The 19,814-nt window shown below is 57.7% G+C and carries 22 protein-coding genes; 13 read left to right on the forward strand and 9 right to left on the reverse strand.

The features are described 5' to 3' along the window. Positions 1-50: 50 nt before the first annotated feature. The 5 genes from trxA (at position 51) to EYC79_RS12400 (ending at position 5,108) form a co-directional block, all read left to right on the forward strand. Entirely contained in the window at positions 51-1,019 is a 969-nt protein-coding gene (gene trxA / locus EYC79_RS12380) for a thioredoxin (RefSeq protein WP_062423685.1), read from the forward strand. Between the two features lie 75 nt (positions 1,020-1,094). Beyond that, entirely contained in the window at positions 1,095-1,766 is a 672-nt protein-coding gene (locus tag EYC79_RS12385; protein WP_062443849.1) for an LON peptidase substrate-binding domain-containing protein, read from the forward strand. Positions 1,767-1,775: 9 nt separating this feature from the next. Then, positions 1,776-1,964 (forward strand): Trm112 family protein, encoded by a 189-nt coding sequence (locus EYC79_RS12390; RefSeq protein WP_027674673.1) that lies wholly within the window; start codon positions 1,776-1,778, stop codon positions 1,962-1,964. 151 nt (positions 1,965-2,115) lie between these two features. After that, positions 2,116-2,295 (forward strand): hypothetical protein, encoded by a 180-nt coding sequence (locus EYC79_RS12395; RefSeq protein WP_062423683.1) that lies wholly within the window; start codon positions 2,116-2,118, stop codon positions 2,293-2,295. A gap of 305 nt (positions 2,296-2,600) precedes the next feature. Continuing rightward, on the forward strand, positions 2,601-5,108 hold the full coding sequence (locus EYC79_RS12400; RefSeq protein WP_130978180.1) for a methyl-accepting chemotaxis protein: 2,508 nt from the start codon (positions 2,601-2,603) through the stop codon (positions 5,106-5,108). A 33-nt stretch (positions 5,109-5,141) separates the two neighbouring features. Here the strand turns inward: EYC79_RS12400 and EYC79_RS12405 are convergent, their stop codons facing one another. From EYC79_RS12405 to rsmI, 9 genes are all read right to left on the reverse strand, one after another. After that, on the reverse strand, positions 5,142-5,669 hold the full coding sequence (locus EYC79_RS12405) for a GNAT family N-acetyltransferase (protein WP_130978309.1): 528 nt from the start codon (positions 5,667-5,669) through the stop codon (positions 5,142-5,144). An 11-nt stretch (positions 5,670-5,680) separates the two neighbouring features. Continuing rightward, positions 5,681-6,262, reverse strand: a complete 582-nt coding sequence (locus tag EYC79_RS12410; RefSeq protein WP_130978181.1) for a helix-turn-helix domain-containing protein — start codon at positions 6,260-6,262, stop codon at positions 5,681-5,683. 87 nt (positions 6,263-6,349) lie between these two features. Beyond that, on the reverse strand, positions 6,350-7,453 hold the full coding sequence (locus tag EYC79_RS12415) for a sn-glycerol-3-phosphate import ATP-binding protein UgpC (RefSeq protein WP_062443840.1): 1,104 nt from the start codon (positions 7,451-7,453) through the stop codon (positions 6,350-6,352). 12 nt (positions 7,454-7,465) lie between these two features. Continuing rightward, positions 7,466-8,308 carry a sn-glycerol-3-phosphate ABC transporter permease UgpE gene (ugpE, locus tag EYC79_RS12420; protein ID WP_130978182.1) on the reverse strand — a complete coding sequence of 281 codons (843 nt, stop codon included), beginning with the start codon at positions 8,306-8,308 and terminating at the stop codon, positions 7,466-7,468. An 11-nt stretch (positions 8,309-8,319) separates the two neighbouring features. Further along, the gene (locus EYC79_RS12425; protein WP_130978183.1) at positions 8,320-9,291 is read right to left on the reverse strand and encodes an ABC transporter permease subunit; all 972 of its coding nucleotides are present in this window, start codon (positions 9,289-9,291) and stop codon (positions 8,320-8,322) included. 199 nt (positions 9,292-9,490) lie between these two features. After that, positions 9,491-10,789: an extracellular solute-binding protein gene (locus EYC79_RS12430; RefSeq protein WP_130978184.1), complete on the reverse strand. Its 1,299-nt coding sequence runs from the start codon at positions 10,787-10,789 to the stop codon at positions 9,491-9,493. A 141-nt stretch (positions 10,790-10,930) separates the two neighbouring features. After that, the gene (locus EYC79_RS12435) at positions 10,931-11,485 is read right to left on the reverse strand and encodes a sugar O-acetyltransferase (protein WP_130978185.1); all 555 of its coding nucleotides are present in this window, start codon (positions 11,483-11,485) and stop codon (positions 10,931-10,933) included. Positions 11,486-11,495: 10 nt separating this feature from the next. Next, complete coding sequence (locus tag EYC79_RS12440) at positions 11,496-11,864, reverse strand: YraN family protein (protein WP_130978186.1); 369 nt, start codon at positions 11,862-11,864, stop codon at positions 11,496-11,498. Further along, the gene (rsmI, locus tag EYC79_RS12445) at positions 11,854-12,783 is read right to left on the reverse strand and encodes a 16S rRNA (cytidine(1402)-2'-O)-methyltransferase (RefSeq protein WP_130978187.1); all 930 of its coding nucleotides are present in this window, start codon (positions 12,781-12,783) and stop codon (positions 11,854-11,856) included. Before rsmI ends, EYC79_RS12440 begins: the two co-directional genes overlap by 11 nt. Before the next feature lie 259 nt (positions 12,784-13,042). On the opposite strand from rsmI, the gene dnaN reads away from it, so the two are divergent. The 8 genes from dnaN (at position 13,043) to EYC79_RS12485 (ending at position 19,755) form a co-directional block, all read left to right on the forward strand. Beyond that, complete coding sequence (dnaN, locus tag EYC79_RS12450) at positions 13,043-14,161, forward strand: DNA polymerase III subunit beta (RefSeq protein WP_062423674.1); 1,119 nt, start codon at positions 13,043-13,045, stop codon at positions 14,159-14,161. 171 nt (positions 14,162-14,332) lie between these two features. Then, positions 14,333-14,926 (forward strand): phospholipid N-methyltransferase PmtA, encoded by a 594-nt coding sequence (pmtA, locus tag EYC79_RS12455; RefSeq protein WP_062423673.1) that lies wholly within the window; start codon positions 14,333-14,335, stop codon positions 14,924-14,926. Positions 14,927-14,940: 14 nt separating this feature from the next. After that, the gene (locus tag EYC79_RS12460) at positions 14,941-15,522 is read left to right on the forward strand and encodes a histidine phosphatase family protein (RefSeq protein ID WP_130978188.1); all 582 of its coding nucleotides are present in this window, start codon (positions 14,941-14,943) and stop codon (positions 15,520-15,522) included. A 5-nt stretch (positions 15,523-15,527) separates the two neighbouring features. Next, on the forward strand, positions 15,528-16,235 hold the full coding sequence (pyrF, locus tag EYC79_RS12465; protein ID WP_062600631.1) for an orotidine-5'-phosphate decarboxylase: 708 nt from the start codon (positions 15,528-15,530) through the stop codon (positions 16,233-16,235). A 10-nt stretch (positions 16,236-16,245) separates the two neighbouring features. After that, the gene (locus EYC79_RS12470; protein WP_130978189.1) at positions 16,246-16,533 is read left to right on the forward strand and encodes a DUF1330 domain-containing protein; all 288 of its coding nucleotides are present in this window, start codon (positions 16,246-16,248) and stop codon (positions 16,531-16,533) included. Positions 16,534-16,580: 47 nt separating this feature from the next. After that, positions 16,581-17,063: a hypothetical protein gene (locus EYC79_RS12475; RefSeq protein WP_130978190.1), complete on the forward strand. Its 483-nt coding sequence runs from the start codon at positions 16,581-16,583 to the stop codon at positions 17,061-17,063. 149 nt (positions 17,064-17,212) lie between these two features. Then, on the forward strand, positions 17,213-18,193 hold the full coding sequence (locus tag EYC79_RS12480) for a complex I NDUFA9 subunit family protein (RefSeq protein WP_111847294.1): 981 nt from the start codon (positions 17,213-17,215) through the stop codon (positions 18,191-18,193). Between the two features lie 869 nt (positions 18,194-19,062). Beyond that, on the forward strand, positions 19,063-19,755 hold the full coding sequence (locus tag EYC79_RS12485) for a glutathione S-transferase family protein (RefSeq protein WP_062423668.1): 693 nt from the start codon (positions 19,063-19,065) through the stop codon (positions 19,753-19,755). Positions 19,756-19,814: the final 59 nt, after the last annotated feature.

Here is a 19,814-nt window from a genome sequence, read left to right on the forward strand (position 1 = left end):
GATCTGTGCGGTATGAGCGCACCGGCACGAGATGATATGGGAGACAAGATATGAGCGGAATGGATAACCCTTACGGAGCTTCGCTCGGAGGTCAGATGACGGGTTCGGCAAGCTTCGGCGGCGGACAATCCGGCGCTCAAGGCTCCTATATCAAGGATACGACAACCGCGAACTTCTCCAAGGACGTGATGGATGAATCGCGCCGGCAGCCGGTGTTGGTGGATTTCTGGGCGCCGTGGTGCGGCCCGTGCAAGCAGCTGACGCCCGTTCTGGAAAAGGTGGTCAATGAAGCGGGCGGACGCGTCAAGCTGGTCAAGCTCAATATCGACGATCACCCCGCCATCCCTGGACAGCTCGGCATTCAGTCCATCCCCGCGATCGTCGCATTCGTCGACGGCAGACCGGTCGATGGCTTCATGGGTGCGGTTCCGGAAAGCCAGATCCTGCAGTTCATCGAGAAGCTCGCAGGACCGGCAGGCGATGATCAGGAGGCCGAAATCGAAGCGGCGCTCGCCGAGGCAAAACAGCTGCTGGAGGCCGGCGATTTCCAGAATGCCGCCCAGCTCTTCGGCGCCGTGATGCAGGCTGATCCTGAAAATGCCGCCGCTGTCGCCGGCATCGCCGAGTGCATGATCGCGGTCGGCCAATATGAGCGCGCCAGCGAGCTTCTGTCGGCCCTGACCGAAGAACTCACCAAGGACCCAGCCGTGCAGGCGGCATCGAAAAAGCTGGCGCAGTTCGAAGAAGCCCGCAAGCTCGGCGATCCGTTGGCCTTGCAGCAGGCCCTGCAATTGAACCCGGACGATCACGCATCAAGGCTGAAGCTCGCCAAAATCCTGAACGCGCAGGGCAAACGGGAAGAGGCCGTTGAAGAGTTGCTGACCATCATGCGCAAGGACCGGACCTTCGAAGACGACGGCGCGCGTAAGCAGCTGGTGGAGTTTTTCGAGACCTGGGGTTTCAAGGATCCGGCCAGTATTTCCGGTCGCAGAAAGCTCTCCTCCATACTCTTTTCCTAAAACCGTCTTGCGCTTTGCCGACCCGCTCCTCATCTAGATTGGAGCGGGAACGATGAGACATAAGGAATCCCTCCGATGCATGTCGGAAATGCGAGATATCTGAAAGAAAGCGATCTACCCGAGACCATTCCTGTTTTTCCCTTGTCGGGTGCCTTGCTGCTGCCGGAAGGGCACCTGCCGCTGAATATCTTCGAGCCACGCTATCTGGCGATGTTCGACGCGGCCATTGCAAGCCACCGACTAATCGGCATGGTCCAGCCCGCCCTGCAAGCTCTTGAAGCCGGAACCGAGGGTGGCGCACTGAGCCCCATCGGCTGCATCGGTCGCATCACTTCATTTTCCGAGACCGGCGACGGCCGCTACGTCGTGTCGCTGACAGGCGTGTGCCGCTTCAGGCTGCTGGAGGAGATCGAAGAGAAGACGCCTTACCGCGTGTTCAAGCAAGCTCCGTTCATTGCCGATCTCTCCGGTGAAGATGGGGAGGAAGATATCGATCGCGCCAATCTCTTGCGCATCTTCCGCAATTTCCTTGAATCGAACCAGTTGGAAGCGGATTGGGACAGCGTCGAGCGCGCGGGAAATCGTGTATTGGTCAATTCGTTGTCGATGATGTCCCCCTTTGGACCGGCAGAAAAGCAGGCTCTCCTGGAGGCTCCTGATCTGAAATCCCGCGCGGACGCACTGATCGCCATCATGGAGATCGTGCTGGCTCAGGGCGGGGCAGAGGGTGGTGTCATCCTGCAATGAGCCACAACCATGGATGAAAAGCTGAGCAAGGTCGATCCGAAGCTTCTGGATCTTCTCGTCTGCCCTTTGACCAAGGGCAGGCTCACCTATGATCGAGAACATCACGAATTGATTTCCGAGCGCGCCAAGCTGGCCTACCCGATCCGCGACGGCGTGCCGATCATGCTGATTTCGGAAGCGCGGAAGATCGAAGACTGACGACCTCGAGTCGCCCCCCTAGATAGACAGCACGCATCCAATAAACGTCGCGGCACACAACACCCGCTTGCCTCGTGTCTGGGAACCGGCATTCCCCCCATGCGTTCGATCTTTGACGACAATCGTCACATTGCGATGAGGAGTTCGAACGATGGAAGACAAAAACGCCCGCGAGGCGATCGAAGAAAAAAACGTGAAGACCGAGCGCAATGAAGATATTCCCGCTGCCGGTCCGCACGCCAAAAAGCATCTGACCGACAACAGCAAGACGCCAGGTGCCGGCTCCCTCCCGGACGAGGACGACAACGAGGTCAATCCCGGGGCGGGCTAACCTCCAGGTAAAGTATTGGTGTGGCTTCTGGCCGCGGCGATCACAAATTTTATGAACGTTGCGGCCATAACAGTGATGGGTCAACAAGCGGCCTATCGCATCTGCTCGAAGACCGGGCACGAATTTCCAATATCGCGCACATCGCTCTGGTCGTCCATTTAATGGGCAGCCACTGATCGCTCATGGCACCAGCAAAAAATACGGTCTTTTTTTAACGCTTTTTCAAAGCTTGATTGCAAAAGTCTCCTCTGCCGGAAAACCGATAATAATCAACGGCATAATAATAATAGAGGCTCTGGGACAGCATGTTTATTGATAGAGTTCTGGCACGGTTTAAGATCCAGACAAAGGTTATTGTCTTCATTGCACCATTCATTCTTAGTATTCTTGCGGTTGGTCTCTCGGGTCTTTACACCTCAAAGCTGCTTCAAGGTCGCATGGATATTTCCAACACGACCCTCCAATCCTTGACCGGCTTCAAGCAGGTCTATGAAAGCATGACCTCGTTTCTTCACAACACCACCGAAGAGACGCGAAATACGCTTCATCATCAAATCGATGAGCAGATCACCTTTCTCAAGATGACGGGTGACGGAAGCGATCCGGCCATTCAGGACGCGATTAAAAGCACCTCGCTGATCGGCGTTCAGGTGGATGAGCTGTGGTCCTTTTACCAGAAAGAGCAGGCGCTCAGATCGCAAATGAATGGCGATATGGCTGGCGTGACGAAAGAGCTTAATGGCCTTTTGGCAAACGCCACCAACATCCGCAGCACGCTCGAAACCGACGAGACGAAGGCCAAGGAGATGTTGCGCGAGGCCGACAGGCTGGTTCGCGGCGCGACACTGATCGCAACCGTCGTTACTGAATTCAACAAGCGTACAGTTCCGGAAGAAAAGATTGCGGTCATTCGCGATTCGATTGGCGGGCTTGAGGCTACGGCAAAGTCGCTGTCTGCCATCGCGAGTGCCGACCAGAAGCTGGTCATTGACCAGATTTCCGAAAATGTGAAACAGATCCGCCAGCAGGTCGATGTCGGCGTCGTCAACGACATGACGGTTGGAACGATCGATCAGGCGATCAACATGATGCGCCCGGCAACCATCCGCCTTCAAGGATTTGCAACGGTAAAGTCGCGCCAGGCCACCGAGGTGTTCGGACAGTTGGATGGCAAGATCGAGCCCGCCGTCAATTTCCTGACGATGGCGCGCCAGATCGGCGACGACGCCAAGAACATGCAGCTTGAGATGGCCGGCTTTGCTGCAGCCCCGACGAAAGACGGGTTGGAACGGTTCCGCGATATGGCCTTCCGTCTGAGCGTCTCGGCGGGTGCCGTGATGTCCGACAAGACGATGTCGGAAAGCGCCATTAAAAGCGCGACCCTGATTGATGCGCTGTCCACAAAGCTCGACAAGAACGCCACCGATCTCCTGACCATGTTCAACCAGCGCAAGGCGGCCTTCGCAAAGGCGACAGAAGAAATCGGCCATATTTGGGAGCAGCTGACAGGCTTTGCCGAATCCCAGCGTCTTGCGGCTGATAGTGAACGCAGCAAGGCCGATGGTATCTCTATCTCTGCCATGCTTACCGGCATCCTGATCGCGATTTTCGCCGGCATCGGTCTGGTCATGACCTTCAAGGGCCCAATCCTGACGATCGTCAGCGCCATGAAGCGTCTTGCTACCGGGGACGTCAACGTACCGCTCAACGGCAACACCCGTCATGACGAGATCGGCGATATGGCGCGCGCGTTGGAAGTCTTCAAGGAAAATGCCGCTCAACGCCTGCGCCTCGAAGCGCAGACGGAAGAGCAGCGTTCTGCCGCCGAAGCGGAGCGGCAGATGAACGAAGCGGAGCGCCGGGAACTCGACCGTCAGATCCAGTTTGCGGTGTCCGCACTGGGCGATGGCCTGGAACGGCTGTCGGCCGGGGACATTTCCACGATGATCGATACGCCCTTTACGGGACACCTGGAGGAACTGCGCCTCAACTTCAACCAGTCCATGCAGCGGCTGCGCCAAACGATCGGCGGCATTCAGGACAATGTCGGAGCGATCCGCGTCAATGTGCAACAGATGTCGGCATCGACGCTTGATCTATCCCGGCGCACCGAGCGCCAGGCAGCCTCGCTGGAAGAAACCGCAGCAGCCGTGGATGAGGTCAACTCCAACATGCGCAATGCGGTGGAGCGTGCGCGCCAGGCCAACAGTATCGTCGACAATACGCGCCGCCACACAGACGAGTCCCTCGCTATCGTCAGAAACGCAATAGCGGCGATGGAGAGGATCGAGGCGGCTTCGCAGACGATCGGCAACATCATCGAGGTGATCGACTCCATCTCCTTCCAGACCAATCTTCTGGCGCTCAATGCCGGCGTGGAAGCGGCCCGCGCGGGCGAAGCCGGCAAGGGCTTTGCAGTCGTTGCCCATGAGGTACGGGAACTGGCGCAACGTTCCGCCTCTGCCGCGAAGGAAATCCGCCAGCTGGTTGCCGTCTCGACGCAAGAGGTCTCGGCAGGCTCAAGCCTCGTCAACCAGACCGGCGACGCCCTGGCGGAAATCGGCGTTCAGATTTCCAAGGTCAGCGATCAGGTGCACCAGATCACCCAGGCGACCCAGGATCAGGCGGTCGTACTGCAGCAGATCAACGGCTCCGTCGGAGAAGTCGATGTGCTCACCCAGCAGAATGCCGCCATGGTGGAAGAGACGAGTGCCGCGACGCAGCAACTCAACACCGAGACAGACCAGTTGCTGCAATTGCTGCAGCAGTTCCGCCTGACGAAGGATAGTGCTGCAACCCGTCACGCAGCCTGACTTAAAAGAGCAGGCCTTCTACAACAGGTCCGGTCATTCGGCCGGACCTATGCGTTTGTAAAAGAAGGTCGTGTCGCAGTAACGCCCATCGGGGAAGAGCGCGAAATCCGGGATGACGCCGGCGCGTTGCCAGCCGAAGCGCGGATAGATGGCTTCGGCCTCACTGCCTGTTGCCGTATCCAGCACGAGAAGCGTCCGACCAAGGCCTGCCGCCTCGGCTTCCACATGCGCCATCAATCGGCGTGACAAACCAAGACCACGGGCTGTTCGATGGATCAGCAGCTTCATCACGTCACCCCGGTGAGGCTGGTTGGGCTTGGTGGCAAGACCCACCTGAACCGTGCCAACCACCTTGCCATCGCGTTCCGCCACCGCATGGAGTGTCGTGCCACGGCCCACCGCTTCTGCAACATCCTGCCAGAAGCTGCATGCGTCGTCTGGCCCGAAGGGCAGCATGAAGCCGACGGACGCCCCACCATTGACGCAGTCCGACAGGACGTCGCAAAGATCCGGCAGGGCATTCAGTGTCTCCTGGCGGTCTAAAAGCCGGATGTTTATAATGTTCTCTTCCATCATATGCGCTTTCTCTGGTCCAGCACGACGGCATAGCGAGCGGGACTATCGGACGGATTGTGAAAAATGTGGCCCTCGCCAACGGGCATGAAAAGGCAGTCACCCTGCTCTAGCGGGTAGGTCTGCTCTCCAAGCGTCATGTGGAGCACGCCCTCAAACAGCCAGACATATTGGGTCATGCCCTTGCTGGCCGGGTGGGGCGGGAAGCTGACGCGCGCGGATGCGGGCAACGAAACTTCGACGATGTCGACATCCGAGCCCATGCGGGGTGGCGAAATGGCGCGGCGGACATAACCGGTTTCCGGATCTTTCCACGTCGGTTGATCGCTTCGTTTTACCAGCGGCGATGGCGGCGCCTCACCTTCGGCGAAAAACTGTGACAACGAAAGGCCGAGTGCGGCGCAGATGCGCGCAAGCAATGATGCGGTGGGGCTCGCCTCGCCTCTTTCGATGCGGGATATCATGGCGCGGCTCACGCCGGACGCGGTTGCAAGTCCATCGAGCGTTAGTCCACTTTGCTCTCGCAGAAGCTTCAGCCTTGCGGCGATTACCGGTTCAAGCGGGTCACTTTGATTTTCCATGATAAGAGAATATTCGATCTTATAATGGAGTCAATGGACAAAAAGGAAGCCGGGACGTGTCGCGCACTCCGGCTTCCTCACCTTTGATCAGACGCTTGCCCGTTCGACTTGCGGCTGCGCACTTTCCTCGTTGAGCCTGACATCGATCCGCTTGCCGGTCTCCTTGTCGAAAAAATGCAGCCTGCCGGGATTGATGGTGAGCGCGAAGATTTCCGGAAGCTCCAGTTCGGCGGAAAGCGCCACCGTCAGTGGCTGATCGCCAACGACGCCATGTACCAGTCGCTGCGAGCCGAGCTCTTCGACATAATCGAGACGGAACGGCAAGGCTGGCTCATCACCATTTGCAATGCGCAAATCTTCCGCCCGTATGCCGACCGTTACCGGGCCGGAGGTCGGCGCAACACCGTTCAGCGACAGGACAGCAGGGCCGATCGCCAGACGATCACCATGCAGTTCGCCAGACAGAAGGTTCATTGCTGGAGAACCGATGAAGCTTGCCACAAAGGTGGAGGCAGGCGTGTGGTAGACATCGAGCGGCGCGCCGATCTGTTCGATCCGTCCCGCATTCAGCACCACGAGACGATCCGCCAGCGTCATGGCTTCCAACTGGTCATGCGTAACATAGATGGAGGTGGTGCCAAGGCGGCGTTGCAGCCGCTTGATCTCACCGCGCATGGAGACGCGCAGCTTGGCATCGAGGTTGGACAGCGGCTCGTCGAAAAGAAAGGCTGCGGGCTTGCGCACGATGGCACGGCCCATGGCAACGCGCTGGCGCTGACCACCGGAAAGCGCCCGCGGCTTGCGCTCCAGATAGGGCTCGAGCTGGAGCATGCGTGCGGCCTCGGCCACACGCGCATCGATCTCCGCCTTTGGCGTCTTGCGGTTCTTCAGACCATATTCGAGATTTTCGCGTACCGACATATGTGGGTAAAGCGCGTAATTCTGAAACACCATCGCGATGTCGCGCTCGGCAGGCTCCACATCATTGACGATGCGATTGCCGATGCTGACGGTGCCTTCGGAGATTTCCTCCAGGCCAGCAACCATGCGCAGAAGCGTGGACTTGCCACAGCCGGACGGGCCGACGAGCACGATGAACTCCCCATCCTTGATGGAGATATCCACATCATGAACGGCGCGCATGCCGTTGGAGTAATCCTTGCAGACCTGACTGATTTCGATCTCGGCCATTGTTGGTATCCTTTACTTATCGCTTTCGGTGAGGCCCTTGATGAACCAGCTCTGGAAGATGATGACGATCATCACCGGGGGCAGCATGGCGAGAACCGCAAGCGCGAAAGCCTCGTTATAATCGGGAAGTTGCGAACCGACCCAGACCTGCAGGATCGACTTGATGCCGCGCATCAGTGTGAAGAAGCTCTCATCATTGGTCATCAGCATGGGCCAGAGATACTGGTTCCAGCCATAGACAAACATGATGATGAAGATCGCTGCCACCATGGTGCGCGACAGCGGGATCAACACGTCAATAAAGAACTTGATGGGGCCTGCGCCATCGATGCGCCCCGCCTCCAGCAACTCGTCCGGCACCGATTTGAAGAACTGGCGGAAATAGAAGGTGCCGGTGGCAGAGGCCAGAAGCGGGACGATGAGGCCGGTATAGGAGTTCAAAAGCCCCAATTTGCTCATCACCTCGTAGGACGGCATGATGCGCACCTCGAGCGGCAATAGCAGCGTGGTGAAAATGATCCAGAAGGCGAGCGTTGCGAAGCGAAAGCGGAAATAGACAATGGCGTATGCCGCCATCATCGACAGTACGATCTTGCCGACGGCAAAGCCGATGCCGAGGATCAGCGAGTTCATCACCATGCTGAAGCCGGTGACCTGGCCGGTGAAACCGCCCTTTTGTGTCAGCACCTTCTCATAGGTGGCGACGAAATTATTGCCTGGCGTCAGAGCCAGTCCATTCATGTGGATTTCGGCTGCGGTATGCGTCGAGGTCATGAAGGCAACGATGACCGGCAGGACCAGAAACAGCGAGCCGATGATCAGCACCAGATGGTCGAGAGGCTTTGTCTTGTACATGGGTCAACACCTCAACCGTAATGGATGCGTTTTTCGAGAAAGCGGAACTGCATGACGGTCAGCACGAAGACCACGACCATCAGGATCACGGATTGCGCCGAGGAGCCGCCGATATCGTTTCCACGGAAACCATCGAGGAACACCTTGTAGACCAGCGTGATCGGATTGTTCGCCGCCTTGTCCTTCACCATCACGTCGATGATGCCGAAGGTATCGAACAGGGCATAGGTAACGTTGATGATCAGCAGGAAGAAAGCAGTCGGCGCCAGAAGTGGCATGATGACGGTCCAGAAACGGCGAACGCCGGAGCGGCAATCAAGATAGGCCGCCTCGCGCACCGAGACCGGCACACTCTGCAGGCCCGACAGGAAGAAAATGAAATTATACGGGATCTGCTTCCAGACCGAAACAAACACCATGGCGAAAGCCGTGTCGAAATAATTGACACCCACCTGCATGTGCCAGCCGAAGAAGGCGGCGATCTTGACGAAGGGGCCGATATGCTGGTCGAAGAACATCATGCCGATCAGGCCCGCAACCGGCGGCGCGATCGCATAGACCGAGATCAGCAACGTCTTGTAGGCTGAAGAACCGCGGATGACCGCGTCGGCCTTCACGGCCAGCAGCAGCCCTATCGCCAGCGAAAACACCGTAACGAGAATGGTGAATATGCCCGTAAACTTGGCGATGCTGAGATATTCGGCGCTGAAAAGCGCATCTGAGTAATTCGAAAAGCCGACGAAGGTCGAGCCGAAGCCGAAGGGATCCTCGATATAGAAGGAGGATTGGACTGCCTGGACGGACGGCCAGTAGAAGAACACGAAAATGACCAGAAGCTGGGGCGCGAGAAAGAGATAGGGCAGCAACGAAGGGGAAAACTGGACGCGCTTGGCCGTCTCTGCCGCCACGACAGGCTTCTTCGCTTTCGCGGCAAGACCGGGAAGAACCTGTGTGGCACTCGGTTGGGAGGGAACGTAGGTCACGTCCGCAAACCTTCCTTGGTTATGGACCAGACATCTTGTGAAGGTGTCGGTCCCTGAATTTTGAGAGAGCGCTGCTTGTGTGCTGTGCGTCATGCTCTGCCATTGAGGCGAGGATGACGGAGCCTTGGAAGCGCCTTGCAATTGGAACGGACCTCCCCTCGATTATGAGGAGAGGTCCTTCGATAGGGTGACGGTATGATCAGCCAGCGGTCTTGGCGAAACGAGCCAGAAGGTCGTTGCCTTCCTTCTCGATGATGTTGAAGGCGTCCTTGACGGAGACTTCGCCGGAGAAGATGCGGCCATACTCACGTTCCATGATGGCGCGGATCTGCGGGTAGAAGCCGAGGCGGTAACCCTTGGACCATTCGCCGCCTGGCAGCGAAAGCTGCTTGATGCCGACTTCGGCAACAGGCTGCTTCTCGTAGTAGCCTTCCTTCTTCGCCAGCTCGTAGGCTGCCTTGGTGATGGCCACGTAGCCGGTCGCTTCATGGTAGAACTTCTGAACTTCAGGCGAGGTGAGGAACTGGAAGAAGTCCGCTACGCACTTGTTTTCAGGCTCAGGCTTGCCGGACATGGCAAACAGGGCCGCGCCGCCGATGAAGGAGTTGGTGCCAGCGCCCTTGATTGCGCCCCAGTATGGCAGGAAGGTTGCCGAGAATGGCATCTGTGCTGTCTTCTGCAGACCGCCGAAGGAACCCGAAGAACCGATCCAGAGAGCGACCTTGTTTTCTTCGAATGGCTTCTGGTTGTCGTTCCAGCCGGCACCGTAGTAAGCGAAGTAGCCCTGGTCCTTCCACGACTTCAGCTTTTCGAACATCATGATGAGGTTCGGGTCGGTGACCTTGAGCTTGGTGTCGACGACGCTGTCATAACCGTTGTTGTTAGTTGCGAACTGGACGTTGTTACGCGAGAAGAAGTTCTCTGTGAACTGCCAGGTCAGCTGCGACTGAACGAGCGGGATGAAACCGGCTTCCTTCAGCTTGGGCGCAATTGTCTCAAACTCTTCCCAGGTCTTCGGCGCTTCGACACCGGCCTTCTTCAGGGCGTCGGTGTTGATATACATGATCGGAGCGGAGGAGTTGAACGGCATGCCGACGAACTTGCCATCAGCTGCAGCGTAGAAGTAGCGAACGCCAGGAATAAAGGCTTCGCGATCGAACGTGTAGCCGGCCTTGGTGATGATGTCTTCTGCCGGGATGACGGCACCCTTGGCGTTGATGATGGTGGCGGCACCGGCATCGAAGACCTGGAGAATGTTCGGCTGCTCGCCGGAGCGGAAGGCGGCGATGCCGCTTGCCAGCGCTTCCTCATAGGAGCCCTTGGAAACGGGCGTCAACGCGCATGCGCTCTGCGCAGCGTTGAACTTCTGCGCGACCTCATTGATGACTTCGCCGTTACGGCCGCCCATGCCATGCCAGAAGGTGATGTTGGTTGCCGCCATGGAAGATGTTGCGGAAACGCTGAGGGCCATCGCGGCCATGGAAATTTTCTTGATCATCTTTCGATCCTCTACCGCCCTTGTTGGGTGAGGATGCGAATAGGGACGTTCCGTGACGGGGATTTTACAGTTTCATGTCAGATTTGTTACGTGAGAAGCTTCGAAATTGCAGGCCGATCGCGCCGGGCAATCGCAGGTAGATCATTTATGTCCCGTCGAGCGCGCCGGGTTGCCGACGACGATGTCACCTGGCGCGACGCTCTTCGTCACAACCGAACCGGCACCGACGATGGCTCCATCGCCAATTGTCACGCCCGGCAGTATGATGGCGCCGCCGCCGATCCAGACATCGTTGCCGATCAATACCGACCGTGCCCTTTCGATCCCCTGCCCGCGCAACGTGATGTCGCGATGGTGATCGGCACAATAGATGTGAACTCCGGGACCCAGCATGGAGCCCGCACCAATCTCGACCCTGCCAGAGTCGAGGATGATGCAGCCTGCATTGAGATAGACCCTTTCCCCCAGGCTGATATTGAGGCCGTAGCTGCAATGGAACGGCGCTTCGATGAAAGCGCTTCCCGCGGCCGATTTTAGAAGCTTGCCAAGCAGCGGGCCAATCGATCCACGCTCGTCCGGCGGCAGTATATTGTGCTGATGAACGGCAGAACGCGCCTTGACCCGAAGCGCGTCCAGCTCGTCATCGAGACAGCAATACCAGTCCCCAGCAGCCATCTTTTCACGTTCGCTCGACATGGAATCGTCCTCAAAAAGCATCGATGAAATGGACTGGCAGACGCCGCGGCAAGACAGCGACGATGTCAAAACGCAAAGACAACAGATGCGCATCTTTACGTCGTGCCAGCCAGAGATCGGCAGACGCGCGAATGCGCCGTTGCGATTGCGAGCTGACAGCATCAACCGCGCCATTTTCCGATCGACGGGCCTTCACCTCGATAAAGGCGATGAGATCCTTGCGCCGGGCAATGAGATCGATCTCGCCAAGCGGCGTGCGATAGCGCAGCGCCAGGATGCGATAGCCTTTCAGCATGAGATAAAGCGCCGCCCAATATTCGGCAGCGTGGCCGCGTTTTTCCGCACGGCGTCTTTTCACATGCCGCGCATTAGCCGCCATGGCTGTCCTTCATGTCGAGCAGTCTCTGATAGAGTTCCTTGCGTGGCAAGCCGGTAAGCTTTGCCGCCTCGGCAGCCGCCTTGGCCGCCGGCATGGTGGAGACCAAATCCTTCAACAGCTTTTCGACATCCTCAATATCGGGGATGTCATCATAGGATGGCGGCTCGACGAGAAGCACGATCTCACCCTTCACCGTGCGGTCTTCGTCATAATAGTCCGCAAGCTCGCCCAAGGTCCCGCGACGGAACTCCTCGAAAGTCTTGGTCAGCTCACGGCAAACAACGGCGCGGCGATCGCGCCCAAGCACCTCGGCGGCGACACGCACGGATGCACCGATGCGGTGCGGGGATTCGAAAAAGATGAGCGTTGCCGGAATTTTCGAAAGCTCGGCAAAGCGGTCGCGCTTGCCCCGATCTTTTACAGGCAGGAACCCTGCAAACAGGAAGGCGTCGCTCGGCATGCCCGATCCGACGAGTGCTGCAAGCGGCGCGGAAGCGCCTGGAATGGGTACGACGCGATAGCCCGCGTCCAGCGCGAGCTGGCCGAGCCGGTAACCTGGATCGGACACGAGCGGCGTGCCTGCATCGGAAACGAGTGCCACCGACTTGCCCGCCTCTAGAGCCGCAATCAATCTCGGCCCTACCTCTTGGGCATTATGCTCATGATAGGCATAGGGGCGATTGCGGATGCCGTAGCGCTCCAGAAGGATGCGGGTAACGCGCGTATCCTCGCAGGCCAGAACATCGGCGGAGCTTAGCGTTTCGAGCGCGCGCAATGTGATGTCGCCAAGATTGCCGATGGGCGTCGCCACGAGATAGAGGGCATTCTCGAGCGGACGTGCCGGAACCGAAACGCCCGCGATGCGAAAGCTCTTGCCCGAAGACGTCTCCGTCTGGTCGTGGTTGGTTTCGTCTGTCACGGGTCAGTCCAATCTATTTTGCCATTCCAAGGAAGCACTTATGGGCAATCGGACGCGGCTGAACAAGCGCAAGATGTCACTCTTATCTGTGGATCACGCGCGTTAGCGGGGAATAGCAACGGCTAGCGGATGCTGGCCTCTTGCATTTCACACGATAACTCTGCCATTTTGCCTGTCCCATTATCCGGCATCAGGCCGGGAAAGACTATCTTGCCGATCCGGCACCGCCGGGTCGCAACGGTTGAAAGCGGTAGCGTCCATGCGTATTACTCTTGAGCGGTCCAACCTTTTGAAGTCGCTGAACCACGTGCATCGCGTGGTCGAACGGCGCAACACTATTCCGATCCTGTCGAATATTCTGCTGCGCGCATCCGGCGCCAATCTGGACATGAAGGCGACCGACCTCGATCTGGAAGTGACAGAAGCGACACCGGCCATGGTGGAACAGGCGGGTGCGACGACCGTGCCGGCCCATCTGCTTTATGAAATCGTCCGCAAGCTGCCGGACGGGTCGGAAGTGCTGCTCGCGACCAATCCCGACGGTTCTTCGATGACGGTGGCGTCCGGGCGCTCCAAGTTCTCGCTGCAGTGCCTGCCGGAAACGGATTTCCCTGACTTGACCGCGGGCACCTTCAGCCACAGCTTCAAGCTGAAGGCCACCGATCTCAAGATGCTGATCGATCGCACGCAGTTCGCCATTTCCACCGAAGAAACCCGCTATTACCTCAACGGCATCTTCTTCCACACGATCGAAAGCGGCGGCGATTTGAAGCTGCGCGCTGTCGCGACAGACGGCCACCGGCTCGCGCGCGCCGATGTCGATGCGCCTTCCGGCTCCGAAGGCATGCCTGGCATCATCATTCCGCGCAAGACGGTCGGCGAATTGCAGAAGCTGGTCGACAATCCTGAGCTGGAAGTCGCTGTCGAAGTGTCCGACGCCAAGATCCGTCTGACCATCGGCGACATCGTCATGACCTCCAAGCTCATCGACGGCACCTTCCCCGACTATCAGCGCGTCATCCCGACGGGCAACGACAAGGAAATGCGCGTCGATTGCAGCAGCTTCGCCAAGGCCGTGGATCGCGTCTCCACCATTTCCTCGGAACGCGGGCGTGCCGTCAAGCTCGCCTTGACCGACGGGCAGTTGACGCTGACCGTTAACAACCCGGATTCGGGAAGTGCGACGGAAGAAGTGGCTGTTGGCTATGAGAACGATCCGATGGAGATCGGCTTCAACGCCAAATATCTCCTCGACATCACGGCGCAATTGTCCGGCGAAGATGCGATCTTCCTGCTGGCCGACGCAGGCTCGCCGACGCTGGTACGTGATACGGCGGGGGATGATGCGCTCTACGTGCTGATGCCGATGCGCGTGTAAAACAACAATCTTGGAAAAAAGCCGGCGGAATTTTCCTCCGGCTTTTTTTGGCTCCAGCATTGCGATAAGTTTTTCCACTTGCGACATTTTGCTTTTGATTTGCGCCATACGAGACAAGATGTCGCCACAGTTTCAACAAATGGTGTTTGACGACAACTAAGGGGACAAAAAATGGGACTGAGCCTGAAAGAACGCTTCGGCCGAAAATTCGAAGAAGAAATCCGCTTCTTCAAGGGGATGGTCAATCAGCCGAAAAAAGTCGGTGCGATCGTTCCCACCTCCGGCATTACCGCGCGGCGGATGGCAAGCGTCATCAACCCTCATTCAGGCCTTCCCGTTCTCGAACTTGGACCCGGAACCGGCGTTATCACCAAAGCCATCCTCGGCCGCGGTCTTCGGCCCGATCAGGTGACGGCAATCGAATATTCGACGGATTTCTATCAGCAGCTTCTGCGCAGCTATCCCGGCGTGAACTTCATCAATGGCGACGCCTTCGATCTGGACAAGACGCTGGGCGAGCAGAAGGACCAGATGTTCGACTGCGTCATTTCCGCCGTTCCCATGCTGAATTTTCCGATGGCTGCGCGAATCAAGCTACTGGATGAGCTGCTGAACCGCGTCCCGCACGGCCGTCCCGTCGTTCAGATTTCCTATGGCCCGGTCTCGCCGATCGTGGCGCAGCCTCACCTCTATCATATCCGCCATTTCGACTTCGTGGTGCGCAACATTCCGCCTGCGCAGCTGTGGACCTACACCCGCACCTAGTCTAATCTTTGGGGATGTACGTTCTCTACATAACCCATCCGCAGGTCCGCATCGATCCGAACGTTCCCGTTCCCGAGTGGGGACTATCGGATATAGGGGCAGAAAGAGCCCGAAGGGCGTTTTCGCAGCCCTGGGCCCGCGACTTGCGCCGTATCGTCAGCAGCACCGAGACGAAAGCGATCGAAACGGCGCAATATCTTGCCCGAGCCAGCGGTCTCGACGCCGAAACTGTTGAGGACATGCACGAGAACGACCGAAGCGCGACCGGCTTTCTTCCGCCTGACCTCTTCGAAAAGGCAGCCGACTGGTTCTTCGCCCATCCGCATGCAAGCTACAAAGGCTGGGAGACCGCAGCCGACGCACAGGCTCGCATTGTAAAATCGGTCGAAACCATCCTCGCCGCCCACGATCCCAGCCAGCCCATTGCCTTCATCGGTCATGGCGCGGTCGGAACTCTTCTTAAAAGTCACCTCAGCCACGATGTCATCCGACGCAGCACCGACCAGTCGCCCGGCGGTGGCAATCTTTTCAGATTCGATCTTGCGGACCGGAAAGTGACATGCGACTGGACGCCCATCGAAAATTGGCAGGGGTGAAGATGATGACCACGAACGAGCGCCTGATCGTTGGCCTGGATGTTCCAACCGTCAAGGAGGCCGAGGCGATCGTCACCGCCATTGGCGACGATGTTATCTTCTACAAGATCGGTTATCAGCTGGTCTTCGCCGGTGGGCTGGAGTTCGCCCGCGAGCTTGCGCAGAGCGGCAAGAAAATCTTTCTCGACATGAAGCTCTTGGATATCGACAACACCGTCGCCTCCGGCGTGGAAAACATCGCCAAGATGGGCATGTCGATGCTGACCCTGCACGCTTATCCAAAGGCCATGCGTGCTGCTGTTGCTGCAGCCAAGGGATCGGATCTTACGCTTCTCGGCGTCACGGTTTTGACCTCCATGGACGATGCCGATCTGGTGGAGGCAGGCTATCAGGGTGACGCGCGGTCGCTGGTGCTCAAGCGCGCCGAACAGGCGAGAGAAGCAGGCATGGGCGGGATCGTCTGCTCGGCTGAAGAATCCTCAGCCGTCCGCGACATCCTTGGACCCGACATGGCGGTGGTCACCCCCGGCATTCGCCCGACCGGTGCAGACGCCGGAGACCAGAAGCGCGTCGTCACACCTTTCGACGCCATTCAGGGCGGTTCGAGCCATCTGGTCGTTGGCCGTCCCATCGTCAAGGCGGCAGACCCGAAGGCTGCGGCACGCGCCATTCTGGACGAAATGCTGCGGGCCAGCTTCCCAGCCAATCGATAGGACGAAAGCCATGACCAAAGCCTATTGGATCGCCCGCGTGGATGTTCGCGATGCCGAGCGCTACAAGGATTATGTCGCGACAGCCAAGCCGGCTTTCGAACGGTATGGTGCAAAGTTTATCGCTCGCGGCGGTGCCTTCACAGAACTGGAAGGCCAGGCACGCGCCCGCAACGTCATCATCGAGTTCCCTTCGATGCAGCACGCCGTCGATTGCTATAACTCCGACGAGTACCAAGCCGCTGCTAAAATTCGCCAGGAAGTGGCCGATGCGGAAATGGTGGTTGTCGAGGGAGTTTGAGGCACGGCGGACGGATTTGCTGTTAAGCTCACGCGGAATGGCCTATCATGATGTTTTTCTTCATCCGATTTTTGATCTTCGTCTGCGTGACATGGCTGCCAATCGTTTATTCACAAGGCTTTGAGTTCGTCAAAGCCAACGACTTTTTCATATTCGCTGTGGTGTTCCTGGGTATCGCGGGCCTGATCGCTTATTTCCTGGTGTTATTTTCCGCGTCAGTGGTGATGAGTATGCTTACCTCAAGCAATCAGTTCCCCATCAATTTCCGCACCGTTGCGGTTGCGGACACAATTTTCTCTTACGGTCTCATAATGGTGACGTCGGCGATGTTCTTAACGGAAACTCGACTTCCTGTTTCCGTGGCTGTCGCTCGGGGACCATTGGTTGTAGATGGCATCAATACACTTCTTGGTTGGCAGGTGGCGGCGGAAAACACGAAGACCGCGATTTTCTGCATCATCGCAATTCATGCTTTGTTTCTCATTCATAACTTCATAGCTACGAGGCGGCAGCCAGTCGCAGACTCTTGACGCTACTCGCATCGTCTTTCGCAACTTTTCCCGTCCTTCAGCCAAGAGTCCAATCCCAAGGATCCTTCATGCTGTTCGCTCTTCCCGTGCGCCGAGCTTTCAGCTAAGACACCAGAATATATCCATTAACGCTTCGCAGGAGCCGTCCCATGCCCTTGGCCAACCTTCCTCCTCTCGTCACCGTTTTTGGCGGCTCGGGCTTTGTCGGGCGGCATGTGGTTCGCACGCTCGCAAAGCGCGGCTATCGCATCCGCGTTGCGGTGCGCCGACCGGATCTCGCAGGCTTCCTGCAGCCGCTCGGTAATGTCGGCCAAATCTCCTTTGCCCAGGCGAACTTGCGCTACAAGGACTCGATCGTCCGTGCTGTCGAAGATGCCGATCACGTCGTCAATTGCGTCGGGCTGCTGTTCGAAAACGGCCGCAACACCTTTGACGCCGTGCAGGAGTTTGGTGCGCGCGCCGTCGCTGAAGCTGCAAAAGCGGCAGGCGCGACGCTGACCCATATTTCGGCAATCGGCGCCGATGCGGATTCTTCGATCGGATATGCCCGCACCAAGGGCCGCGCAGAAGCCGCGATCCGCTCCATCCTGCCAGACGCCATCGTTCTGCGCCCATCCATCGTCTTCGGCCCTGAGGACGACTTTTTCAACAAGTTCGCCGGCATGGCCCGCACGCTTCCCTTCCTGCCGTTGATCGGTGGTGGAAAGACGAAGTTCCAGCCCGTTTATGTCGAAGATGTCGCAGAAGCCGTTGCCCGCAGCGTCGATGGTCAGTTGAAGCCCGGCGCCACCTATGAGCTTGGCGGCCAGGACGTTTTGACCTTCCGTCAATGTCTCGAGGCGGTACTGGAAGCAACCTACCGCGAACGCCCGATGATCAACCTGCCGTTCGGCATTGCCTCGTTGATGGGTTCGGTGGCGTCCCTCATTCCGCTGATCAAGCCTCCCTTTACCTCCGACCAGATTGCCCTTTTGAAGAATGACAATGTGGTATCAGCTGAGGCTGAGAAGGCGGGTCTGACGTTGGAAGGTATGGGGATCACCCCCGTTCGCATCACCTCGGTGCTGTCGTCCTATCTGGTCAGCTATCGCCCGCACGGCCAGTTCAGCAATGCGGGAAAAGCCGCTTAAAGCACAATTCTTCCTCTTCTCAGCACGAACGGCGCTTCAACTCTCTGAGTTGACGCACCGCGTGCTTTGATGAAGTCGATTGCGACTGCCGCACGATGCCTGCGGTTTTTTTCAAAACGCGCTGCAACCAAAGATTACTCCACCCGTTATGACCCCAACGAGCGTCCGGCAATGAATTCGTCGCTACGTTCAAGGGGTGGGAATGTCGCGGAAACGCGTGGGGAATGCCGCAAGCGTGGCGCAAGGGCAACGGTGGAAAAGTCTTCACGTTAACCCGGTGTTCAGCAACGTCAGTTATTGGTAAACGCCACAATCACGACACATCCTCCATCGAACAACCAAGCAGCGGCGTGACCGCTCGTATTTTAATTTTGAAAGGCAATGAGAAATGGGCAGGTCTATCGCACTCTTTTTTGCGTGTGCGGCGTTGGTTGTTCTGGCAGGTTCGTTCATGGCTCCGGGCACGGTTGCCGCGGGCAAGACCGGTTGCTCTCCTGCCTATGGGGTTGACCCATGCGCAACGAGCTCCATCTCTGCGCAGTGAGGTCGATGGCCCTGACGGCCGTTGCGTGAAAAGGCTAAGCGTCCGGAGGGAAAATCCAGGGCGCTTTTTTATTGCAGCCGCTCAAGGCCGTCACGAAAGAGAAAGAGTCCCGTGCATCCTTGGATGCACAAGGGACGCTCCATCTTATTCGAGCCTCCATTGCGTTTTCCGAAAATCGTCTCGATTTTCGCGCCCATGCTGTGGTGCAACGCAGCATTAAAGTTACGTTAAAAAAACTTCGTCTATTATTTCGTGCCGAAGCCGCACTTTGAGCTTTTTTCCACCACAGATAAGCAACCGCAAGAAACACAAACTCTGAGCGCAAATGCCAACTCTTTATCATTCCTCCATGTCGACAGCATCACGGTTCGTCCGGCTGATCCTTGCCGAATATGGCTTCCAGATCGATCTTGTCGAGGAGCAGCCTTGGGAAAAGAGGCGGGAATTTCTAGCGCTCAATCCGGCCGGTACCTTGCCCGTCTATCTCGACGACAACATGCGCTCGCTCTGTGGGCCTTATGTGCTGGCGGAGTTTCTGGATGAGGCGCATGGCGTGCTGAAGCGCGATCGTCGTCTTCTGGCGGAAGAACCGTTTCAACGCGCTGAAATCCGTCGTCTGACCGAGTGGTTTCTTCAGAAGATGGAAAACGACGTCACCAAGCCCTTGGTGCGCGAGCGTGTCTACAAATTGCAGATGACGGCCGCCCAAGGTGGCGGACCGCCGGACTCGAAACTTCTGCGGACCGCCCGGTCGAACATCCGCCAGCATATGAAATATCTCGAATGGCTTGCGGGTTCGCGTACCTGGATCGCCGGTGATCGCTTGAGCTATGCCGATCTCGCGGCCGCAGCGTCAGTCTCCATCCTTGACTATCTCGGGGAGATCAACTGGCTGGAAGCGCCGATTGCCAAGGAATGGTACCAGCGGGTGAAGTCGCGCCCGTCCTTCCGTCCGCTGCTGGCAGAACGCGTGCCGCGTCTGGCACCCTCTTCCCATTATGCCGATCTCGATTTCTAATCCTGTCACCACGCATTATATATAGCGTCTCAGTCGGCGCAGTGCCGGCAGGCGTCCCA

It is taken from the genome of Agrobacterium cavarae (genome assembly GCF_004310285.1).
Taxonomy (GTDB): Bacteria; Pseudomonadota; Alphaproteobacteria; order Rhizobiales; family Rhizobiaceae; genus Agrobacterium; species Agrobacterium cavarae.